The following is a 9,898-nucleotide window of genomic DNA, read 5'->3' on the forward strand; positions in this document are numbered from 1 at the left end:
TCAGCGTACGACGATCCCGCGCGAAGCCATGTAGGCCTTGGCCTCGGGCACCGTGTACTCGCCGAAGTGGAAGATGCTCGCCGCCAGCACCGCGCTGGCATGCCCTTCCAGAATCCCATCGGCCAGATGCTGCAGGTTGCCCACACCACCGGAGGCGATCACCGGTATCCCCAGCGCATCGCTGATGGCACGGGTCACGCCCAGGTCGAAGCCGTTCTTCATGCCGTCCTGGTCCATGCTGGTCAGCAGGATCTCACCGGCGCCCAGCCCTTCCATCTTCTTCGCCCACTCCACCGCATCCAGACCGGTGGGCTTGCGCCCGCCATGGGTGAAGATCTCCCAGCGCGGCGTTTCGCCTGGGCCAGAAACTTTCTTGGCGTCGATGGCCACGACAATGCACTGCGAACCGAAACGGTCGGCAGCTTCGCCAACGAACTCAGGGTTGAACACTGCGGCGGTGTTGATCGAAACCTTGTCGGCACCCGCGTTGAGCAGGTTGCGGATGTCCTGCACGGTACGCACGCCACCCCCGACGGTCAGCGGGATGAACACCTGGCTGGCCATGCGCTCGACGGTATGCAAGGTGGTATCACGGCCATCGACACTGGCGGTGATGTCCAGGAAGGTGATCTCGTCGGCGCCCTGCTCGTTGTAGCGACGGGCGATTTCCACCGGATCACCCGCATCACGGATGTTCTCGAACTTGACGCCCTTGACCACCCGGCCGTTGTCCACGTCCAGGCAAGGGATGATGCGCTTGGCCAGTGCCATGGTTCAGTCCTCAGCCTTGGTAGTTGTCGCAGAAGGCCTGGGCCTCGGCGACATCGAGGGTGCCTTCGTAGATGGCACGCCCGGTAATGGCGCCGATGATGCCTGGGGCCTTGGCGTCCAGCAGGGCCTTGATGTCACCCAGGTTGTGGATGCCGCCCGAGGCGATCACCGGGATCGAGGTGGCTTCGGCCAGGGCCTTGGTAAAGGGCACGTTGCAGCCCTGCATCATGCCGTCCTTGGCGATATCGGTGTAGACGATCGCCGACACGCCATCGGCCTCGAATCGCTTGGCCAGGTCGATGACCTGCACCGAGCTCACTTCCGCCCAGCCGTCGGTGGCGACGAAACCGTCCTTCGCGTCCAGGCCGACGATGACCTTGCCCGGGAACGCCTTGCACGCCTCGGCGACGAACTCAGGCTGCTTGACCGCCTTGGTGCCAATGATCACGTAGCTGACGCCAGCCTTGACGTAGTGCTCGATGGTTTCCAGCGAACGGATGCCGCCGCCGATCTGGATCGGCAGTGTCGGGTAGCGCTTGGCGATGGCAGTGACCACTTCGCCGTTGACCGGCTGGCCCTCGAAGGCGCCGTTGAGGTCGACCAGGTGCAGGCGGCGGCAGCCACCCTCGACCCACTTGGCAGCCATGCTCACCGGGTCGTCGGAGAATACCGTCGAGTCTTCCATGCGGCCCTGGCGCAGGCGCACGCAGGCACCGTCCTTCAGATCGATAGCGGGGATAATCAGCATCTTGGAAACCTGTTCTAATCGGTGGAGTTCAGGGCTTCTCGAGCGCCCACAAGTCGCTTTCGATGCTCTCGAACCGCTCCTTGAGGTGCAGTTGAACATCGGCAATCGCCCTGTTGTAGTAATGGGGTGCAATTTCCTTGCTGAACAATTCGAGGACCTCGGCCACCTCGAACGAGCCGAGCGTCAGCTCGAAGCGGTCTTCAAGGAAGCGCTTGAGCACATCGAGTGCCTCGCGCTCCTGCTCGGGGGCCAGGGTGATGACCGGGGCCTTGGTCTTCGACCTGCTCATTTACCAGCGCCCGTCCCAGGCGACGAAGTTCTGCAGCAACTGCAGGCCATGCGTATGGCTCTTTTCCGGGTGGAACTGCACGGCGAAGCGCGAGCCGTCGGCCAGCGCAGCGGCGAAGTCGACGCCATAGTGGCCGCGACCGACCACCTGGCCCGGCTTGCCGGCATTGATGTAGTAGCTGTGCACGAAATAGAAACGCGCGCGGTCCGGGATGTCGTGCCACAGCGGGTGGTCGATGCACTGGCTGACTTCGTTCCAGCCCATGTGCGGCACCTTCAGGTGCTCGCCGTCTTCCTCCAGGCCCTTGCCGAAGAAGCGCACCTGGCCGGGGAACAGGCCGATGCAGTCGACGCCTTCGTTTTCCTCGCTGTGCTCGAGCAGCGCCTGCATGCCGACGCAGATGCCGAGGAAGGGGCGGTCCTGGCTGACTTCACGCACCAGGCTGTCGAAGCCCAGGCGACGGATTTCAGCCATGCAGTCGCGGATCGCGCCGACGCCTGGGAACACCACGCGATCGGCCTCGCGGATCACCGCAGCGTCGCTGGTGACCAGCACCTTGCCGGCGCCCACGTGCTCGAGGGCCTTGGCCACCGAGTGCAGGTTGCCCATGCCATAGTCGATTACCGCTACCGTCTGCATTTACAGGCACCCTTTGGTGGACGGCATCTGCCCGGCCATCCGCTCGTCGAGCGTCACGGCCATGCGCAGGGCGCGGCCGAAGGCCTTGAACACGGTTTCGATCTGGTGGTGGGTGTTGTGACCACGAATCGTGTCGATGTGCAGGGTCACCAGGGCGTGGTTGACGAAGCCCTGGAAGAACTCCTGGAACAGGTCGACGTCGAAGCCGCCGACCGAGGCGCGGGTGAACGGCACATGCATCTGCAGGCCGGGACGGCCGGAGAAGTCGATGACCACGCGCGACAGCGCTTCGTCCAACGGCACGTAGGCGTGGCCGTAGCGGAAGATGCCCTTCTTGTCGCCGATGGCCTTGGAGAAAGCCTGGCCGAGGGTGATACCGACGTCTTCGACGGTATGGTGATCGTCGATATGCAGGTCACCCTTGCATTCGATGTCCAGATCGATCAGCCCGTGCCGGGCGATCTGGTCGAGCATGTGTTCAAGGAAAGGCACACCGATATCGAATCGGGCCTTGCCGGTGCCATCCAGGTTGATCGAGGCCTTGACCTGGGTTTCCAGGGTATTGCGCTCGACGGAAGCCTTACGTTCGACCATCACCAGCTCCGCAAAATCATTGGGCGAAAAGGGCTCCATTATAGGCCCAGAATGCGCCGGCTTGAAACGCGGATGACGTGTGGCAGCACAAAGCATTCGCGGGCGAGCCCACTCCCACAAGGGCAACATCGCCTTGCAGGAGCGGGCTCGCCCGCGAAAGGGCCCTTTCAGGCCCAGCCAATCAGTGCATCAGTGGAACAGCACCGCCGTCTTCTGCAGGGTGATCCACACCCCCCAGGCCAGCGGAATCACTACCACGGCCCAGGCCACCAGCACCAGCGGCAGGCTGCCAGGCGCTGCATGCCACTCCAGCGACTGCGCGCCATCGGCGCCCTTGTCGTGGCTCAGCGCGCGCTCGGCGGCGAGTTCGGCCTCGGTCATGAAGTACTTGTCGGCCACTGGGCGCACCAGCAGGTTGCAGATGAAGCCCAGCACCAGCAGGCCGGCGAGGATGTACAGGGTCATGTCGTAGGCGGCGGCACGCGGTACGCCCGCAGCCAGCTGCGCTTCACGCAGGTAGGTGATCAGCACCGGGCCGAGCACGCCGGCTGCGGCCCAGGCGGTCAGCAGGCGACCATGGATCGCACCGACCATCTGCGTGCCGAACAGGTCGGCCAGGTAGGCCGGCACCGTGGAGAAGCCACCACCGTACATCGACAGGATGATGCAGAACGCCGCCACGAACAGCGCGACGTTGCCGATGTGGCCCATGTTCGGCACCAGGGTGTACAGGCCCACGCCGATGGCGAAGAAGGCGAAGTAGGTGTTCTTGCGCCCGATGTAGTCGGAGAACGACGCCCAGAAGAAGCGCCCGCCGATGTTGAACAGGCTCAGCAGGCCGGTGAAGCCAGCAGCGATCGCAGCGATCTGCGCCAGCTGCGCGGCGTTCAGCTCGCTGAAGCTCAGGTCGTTGCCCAGCAGCTTGCCGCCGAACACTTCCTGCAGCAGTGGCGAGGCCATGCCCAGGATGCCGATGCCGGCCGAGACGTTCAGGCACAGCACCAGCCACACCAGCGCGAACTGCGGGGTCTTCCAGGCCACGCTGACGTGCACGTGACGGTCGGTGACCATGGCGTTGGCCTTCTTCACCGGCGGCGTCCAGCCTTCAGGCTTCCAGCCGGTCGGCGGCACGCGGTACGCCAGGGCGCCAGCGGTCATGAACACGAAGTAGATCGCCGCCATGGCGATGAAGCTCTGCCATACGCCGACTTCCTGGCCGTTGGCGAAATGCCCCATCAGTGCAGTGGCCAGTGGCGCCCCCACCATCGCGCCGCCGCCAAAGCCCATGATCGCCATGCCGGTCGCCATGCCGCGCTTGTCCGGGAACCACTTGATCAGCGTCGAAACCGGCGAGATATAGCCCAACCCCAGGCCAATACCGCCGATGACGCCCGAGCCCAGCCACATCAGCCAGAGCTGATGGGTCTTGATGCCGATTGCCGAGATGACCAGGCCGCCGCACCAGCACAGCGCCGATACCAGGCCAGCCTTGCGCGGGCCGGCGTGTTCCAGCCAACCGCCCAGCACGGCGGCCGAGCAGCCGAGGAAGACGAAGAACAGGGTGTAGATCCAGCTGAGCATCGAGATCTGCCAGTCGCAGTCGGCGCTGAACAGACGGGCGATGAAGCCCATGTCAGGCGAGCAGGCGACCGGTGCGGTGATGCCGATGGCCTGGGACAGGGGCAGCCAGAACACCGAGAAGCCATAGGCCATGCCGATGCACAGGTGGATGGCCAGGGCGGCCGGTGGAACCAGCCAGCGATTGAACCCTGGCCGGGCGATGATGCGCTCCTTCGACAGGAAGCCCGGCGCGCTCGTCGCCGCTCCTGCCGTAATACTGCTATTCATGGATTCGATCCTTTTATGTATGGTTGCGCTTTCGGATCGTTTCCCTGGCTGTTTCGCGGCACACAAGGCGAAATTGGCACCGTTTTCGGCGTCGTTGCCCCGCGACAATAGGTCGCGGTCACTCCGGAAGCTGCGCAAGGTTACCAGCATAATATGACGGCGAGATCAATCTGACATCATTATTTTTCATAAAACTGAACCGGTACAGGTCGGACGCGCAACCGTTTGCGATGTGCAGCGACCTCTTCGCGGGCAAGCCCGCTCCTACAACGGCGGTACCACGCGGCTTTCGTGGGAGCAGGCTTGCCCGCGAACGAGACCGACGCCGACTCGAACGTGGAACTGCCCAAGCCAGAACTGTCGAATCCGATTCGCAGGAAACGCCCTGTATCTCTTGTCAGATACTCAGAAGCGATGGTCGCGGCGCTATACTCTGCCGCTCGAATTCACCTATCGGACTACAAGGACTCGCCCATGAAAGCGTTCGGCAAATTCCTGGGGCTGGGACTTCTCGGGTTGTTGCTGATCATCGTGGCGCTGGGCTTCGCCCTGACCCACCTCTTCGATCCCAACGACTACAAAGACGAAATCCGCCAGCTGGCCCGCAACAAGGCCCACGTCGAGCTCACCCTCAACGGTGACATCGGCTGGAGCCTGTTCCCCTGGCTGGGCCTGGAACTGCACGAGGCGAGCATCGCCACGCTGAACAACCCCAAGCAGCCGTTCGCCGACCTGCAGATGCTCGGCCTGTCGGTGCGCGTGCTGCCGCTGCTGCGCCGTGAGGTGCAGATGAGCGACGTGCGCATCGAGGGCTTGAACCTTACGTTGCTGCGCGACGAACACGGCCATGGCAACTGGGAGGATATCGGCAAGCCGCTCCCCGATCCGAATGCCACGGCCAGCAACCAGCCTGCCCCTGCCGAAGGCGCGCCCGCGCAGCCATCGGCGCAGGCGCAGGCCAGCAGCGAACGCGCGGTGAAGCTGGACATCGACAGCCTGACCGTCAACAACGCGCGAGTGCAGTTCACCGATGAGCAGAGCGGCAAAAGCTATGGCGCCGAAAGCATCCAGTTGAGCAGCGGGCCCATTCACGATGGGGTCAACACCCCAATCAAGGCCAGCGCCTTCCTCAGCGCCAGCGAGCCGAACATCAAGGCCCGCACCGAACTGGTCGGCGACCTGCGCTTCGACCGCAAGCTCAAGCGCTACAGCCTCGAAGACATGCGCCTGTCCGGCGAAACCTCGGGCGAGCCGACCGCTGGCAAGACCGTGACCTTCGCCGCCCAGGGCCAGGTGCTGGTCGACCTGGGCGCCAACGTCGCGTCCTGGAGCGGCCTGAAGGTCTCGGCCAACCAGTTGCGCGCCCTCGGCGAGCTGAGCCTGCGCGACCTGGACAAGGCGCCGCAGATCAGCGGCGGGCTGTCCATCGCCCAGTTCGACCTGCGTACCTTCCTCGACGGCATCGGTCATCCGCTGCCAGCCACTGCCGACCCGGCGGCCTTCGCCAAGCTGGAACTGGTCGGTCGCCTGCAAGGCACCCAGAACTCCATCGCCATGGAAGACCTGGCGGTGAAACTCGACCAGAGCACCTTCACTGGCCGTGTCGCCGTCGAAGACTTCGCCAAGCAGGCCCTTCGCGTGCAGCTCAAGGGCGACACCTTCGATGCCGACCGCTACCTGCCTGCCAAGAGCGATGAGGCCAAGGGCGCCAAGGCCGCGCGCCAGGCCGAGGTCAAGCAACAGGAAGCCAGCGCGATCGCCGGTGCCGGCACCACGCCGCTGCCCAACGCCCCCACTCAAGTAGCCTGGAGCAACGACAAGCTGTTGCCGGTCGATCGCCTGCGCGCCCTCGACCTGCAGGCCGATCTCTCGTTCGGCGCGCTGACCCTCGACAAGCTGCCGATCACCGACGCCCAGCTCAAGGCCAATGGCCAGGGCGGCCTGGTCACCCTGGAGACCCTGCGCGGTGGCCTGTACAACGGCACCTTCGAAGCCAAGGGCACCGTCGACGTACGCCCTGCCGTGCCGCAACTCGGGGTGAATACCAGGATCAACCGGGTACCGGTCGAGCACTTCATCAAGCGCGAAAGCCCGGATCAGGCACCGCCGGTCAAGGGTCTGCTGACCTTGTCGAGCGACCTGACCGCCACCGGCAACAGCCAGAAAGCGCTGATCGATACGCTCAACGGCAACGCCAGCTTCACCATCAACGACGGTGTGCTGGTCAATGCCAACCTCGAGCAGCAGCTGTGCCAGGCCATCGCCACGCTCAACCGCAAGCAGCTCAGCGGCGAGCCTCGGGCCAAGGACACGCCGTTCCAGGAACTGCGCGGCACGCTGGTGGTACGCAATGGCGTGGCCAGCAACCCAGACCTCAAGGTGCGCATCCCGGGCTTGACCGTGAACGGCCAGGGCGACCTGGACCTGCGCGTACTGGGCATGGACTACGGCGTCGGCGTGGTGGTCGAGGGCGACCAGCGCGCCATGCCGGACCCGGCGTGCCAGGTCAATGAGCGCTATGTCGGCGTCGAAGTGCCACTGCGCTGCCGCGGCCCGCTCGAACTGGGGGCCAAGGCCTGCCGCCTGGACCAGGACGGCCTGGGCAAGGTTGCCGCGAAGCTTGCGGGCAACCGCCTGAAGGACAAGATCGACGAAAAGCTCGATGAAAAACTCGGCGACAAGGTGAGCCCTGAATTGAAAGACGCGCTCAAGGGGCTGTTCAAACGATGAGCCCCCAGCAGTTCTCCAGCGCCGTGCTGGCGTGGTTCGACCAGCACGGCCGTCACGATCTGCCCTGGCAACAGGGCATCACCCCCTACCGGGTGTGGGTGTCGGAAATCATGTTGCAGCAGACCCAGGTCAGCACCGTGCTCAACTACTTCGACCGCTTCATGCAAGCCCTGCCCACCGTGCAGGCCCTGGCCGAGGCGCCGGAGGACGAGGTCCTGCACCTGTGGACGGGCCTGGGCTACTACACCCGCGCGCGCAACCTGCAGAAGGCCGCGAAGATCGTCGTCGCCCAGCATGGCGGCGAATTCCCGCGCAGCGTCGAGGCGCTGACCGAACTGCCCGGTATCGGTCGCTCCACCGCAGGCGCCATCGCCAGTATCAGCATGGGCATCCGCGCACCGATCCTCGACGGCAACGTCAAGCGCGTCCTGGCGCGCTTCACCGCCCAGGCCGGTTACCCCGGCGAGCCGAAGGTAGCCAATGCGCTGTGGGCCGCAGCCGAGCGTTTCACCCCCATGACCCGGGTCAACCACTACACCCAGGCGATGATGGACCTGGGCGCCACGCTGTGTACACGCAGCAAGCCCAGTTGCCTGATCTGCCCGTTGCAACCGGGTTGCGAGGCGCACCTGCTCGGCGACGAGAAACGCTACCCCGAACCCAAGCCGCGCAAGGCCCTGCCCCAGCGCAAGACGCTGATGCCGCTGCTGACCAACAACGAAGGCGCCATCCTGCTCTACCGCCGCCCCTCCAGCGGCCTGTGGGGCGGCCTGTGGAGCCTGCCAGAGCTCGACAGCCTGGCGCAGCTCGACGACCTCGCCTACCAGCACGGCCTGCGCATGACCGAAAGCCAGGCGCTGCAAGGCCTGACTCACACCTTCAGCCACTTTCAGCTGGCGATCGAGCCGTGGCTGGTGCGTGTCGACCCGGTCGGATCGCACGTGGCCGAGCCCGACTGGCTCTGGTATAACCTCGCCACCCCGCCGCGCCTGGGCCTGGCAGCCCCGGTCAAGAAGCTGCTCGCACGCGTGGCCGACGAATTGATTGCAGGAGAAGCCCGATGACCCGCACCGTGAAGTGCCGCAAGTACAACGAAGAACTGCCAGGCCTGCCACGCCCGCCCTACCCTGGCGCCAAGGGCCAGGACATCTACGAGCACATCTCGCAGAAGGCCTGGGACGAGTGGCAGAAGCACCAGACCATGCTGATCAACGAGAAGCGCCTGAACATGATGAATGGCGAGGACCGCAAATTCCTCCAGGCGGAAATGGACAAATTCTTCGCCGGCGAGGACTACGCCCAGGCTGAAGGCTACGTTCCACCCAGCGAGTGAACCCGATCCGGACGGCTGGCTGTATAAAAAACAGCCAACATTCGTAAGCGACGGAATTAATTTAAAAAATTTTCAAAAAGTCGTTGACGCAAGGTCTGAAAACCTTTTTAATTCGCCCCGTCGCCCAGATAGCTCAGTCGGTAGAGCAGAGGATTGAAAATCCTCGTGTCGGCGGTTCGACTCCGTCTCTGGGCACCACCATTAAGCATCGGGTGGTTGCAAAGTTACCCGAAGCGACACAAGAAACCCGCCTAGTGCGGGTTTTTTGTTGCCTGCGATTACGCTTCTTCGTCAGTGCAACCATCCATGCCCCTCGCCTGTACCAACCTAATTGCCATTGCGCATTCGCTGGAGCAAGGTGAACGCACGCCAGCCAACCCGTAAATCGACGTCTCTGCGATCAAATTCTGTTTTTTGCAGAACCGGGCCGCTGCGCGGCCCAATCGCGGGACGAGCCCGCTTGTGTCTTGATAGGGGATTAGAATCTGGAGTGAGAGCGGTGAATGGCAAGCTGAATGCCGCGTGTGCCTTGAGCACGAGTGGGAGCACAAGCTGCCATTCACCGTTCCACTTTGGCGAGAGCCCGAACAGTTGGATGCGGCCTTGATCTCGAATCACAAGCGTGGGCCAAGCCAAAGTCCTCTCACTCTGTTGAGTCTAGGAGATTTTGGTGATGGTTTCCTTTGTGGGTATCGATGTTTCTAGTCGCACGCTGGACATAGCGGTCCGTCCCCAGAGCCTCAAGATCAATGTCACCAACGATCGGGCAGGTTTCGAGGTATTGGAGAAGAGCCTTCGAGGTCTCAAGGTCAAGCGCGTCCTGCTGGAAGCGACAGGCGGATACGAACGTGAGGTTCTGAGCTTTCTGCAGAGCGCTGGCTACAAGGTCATCCGCGTCAATCCCAGGCGAGCCAGGTCGTTTGCCGAGTCCATGAATATCAAAGCC

The 9,898-nt window shown here is 63.6% G+C and carries 10 protein-coding genes and 1 tRNA gene; 5 read left to right on the forward strand and 6 right to left on the reverse strand.

The features are described 5' to 3' along the window. From hisF to VA602_RS12580, 6 genes are all read right to left on the reverse strand, one after another. On the reverse strand, window positions 1–771 hold the full coding sequence (hisF, locus tag VA602_RS12555) for an imidazole glycerol phosphate synthase subunit HisF (RefSeq protein WP_008091498.1): 771 nt from the start codon (window positions 769–771) through the stop codon (window positions 1–3). A 10-nt stretch (window positions 772–781) separates the two neighbouring features. Beyond that, on the reverse strand, window positions 782–1,519 hold the full coding sequence (gene hisA / locus VA602_RS12560) for a 1-(5-phosphoribosyl)-5-[(5-phosphoribosylamino)methylideneamino]imidazole-4-carboxamide isomerase (RefSeq protein WP_003257484.1): 738 nt from the start codon (window positions 1,517–1,519) through the stop codon (window positions 782–784). 28 nt (window positions 1,520–1,547) lie between these two features. After that, window positions 1,548–1,808 (reverse strand): DUF2164 domain-containing protein, encoded by a 261-nt coding sequence (locus tag VA602_RS12565; protein ID WP_054891710.1) that lies wholly within the window; start codon window positions 1,806–1,808, stop codon window positions 1,548–1,550. After that, window positions 1,809–2,447, reverse strand: a complete 639-nt coding sequence (hisH, locus tag VA602_RS12570; protein ID WP_054891709.1) for an imidazole glycerol phosphate synthase subunit HisH — start codon at window positions 2,445–2,447, stop codon at window positions 1,809–1,811. Continuing rightward, window positions 2,448–3,041, reverse strand: coding sequence for an imidazoleglycerol-phosphate dehydratase HisB (gene hisB, locus VA602_RS12575; RefSeq protein ID WP_323453353.1), 594 nt, complete (start codon window positions 3,039–3,041; stop codon window positions 2,448–2,450). A gap of 189 nt (window positions 3,042–3,230) precedes the next feature. Next, a complete protein-coding gene (locus VA602_RS12580; RefSeq protein ID WP_323453354.1) occupies window positions 3,231–4,889 on the reverse strand; it encodes an OFA family MFS transporter in 1,659 nt (552 codons plus the stop codon). Between the two features lie 474 nt (window positions 4,890–5,363). Between VA602_RS12580 and VA602_RS12585 the strand changes: the two genes are divergently transcribed. From VA602_RS12585 to VA602_RS12605, 5 genes are all read left to right on the forward strand, one after another. Then, window positions 5,364–7,619 (forward strand): AsmA family protein, encoded by a 2,256-nt coding sequence (locus VA602_RS12585; RefSeq protein WP_153772449.1) that lies wholly within the window; start codon window positions 5,364–5,366, stop codon window positions 7,617–7,619. After that, on the forward strand, window positions 7,616–8,683 hold the full coding sequence (gene mutY / locus VA602_RS12590; protein ID WP_323453355.1) for an A/G-specific adenine glycosylase: 1,068 nt from the start codon (window positions 7,616–7,618) through the stop codon (window positions 8,681–8,683). The genes VA602_RS12585 and mutY overlap by 4 nt, the downstream gene beginning before the upstream one ends. Then, window positions 8,680–8,952: an oxidative damage protection protein gene (locus VA602_RS12595; protein WP_054891704.1), complete on the forward strand. Its 273-nt coding sequence runs from the start codon at window positions 8,680–8,682 to the stop codon at window positions 8,950–8,952. Before mutY ends, VA602_RS12595 begins: the two co-directional genes overlap by 4 nt. 122 nt (window positions 8,953–9,074) lie before the next feature. Further along, window positions 9,075–9,150 (forward strand) — tRNA-Phe (locus VA602_RS12600). Window positions 9,151–9,625: 475 nt separating this feature from the next. Next, a partial coding sequence (locus tag VA602_RS12605) for an IS110 family transposase (protein ID WP_323453356.1) occupies window positions 9,626–9,898 on the forward strand: 273 nt, incomplete at its 3' end.

It is taken from the genome of Pseudomonas machongensis, from assembly GCF_034961125.1.
Classification (GTDB): domain Bacteria; phylum Pseudomonadota; class Gammaproteobacteria; order Pseudomonadales; family Pseudomonadaceae; genus Aquipseudomonas; species Aquipseudomonas machongensis.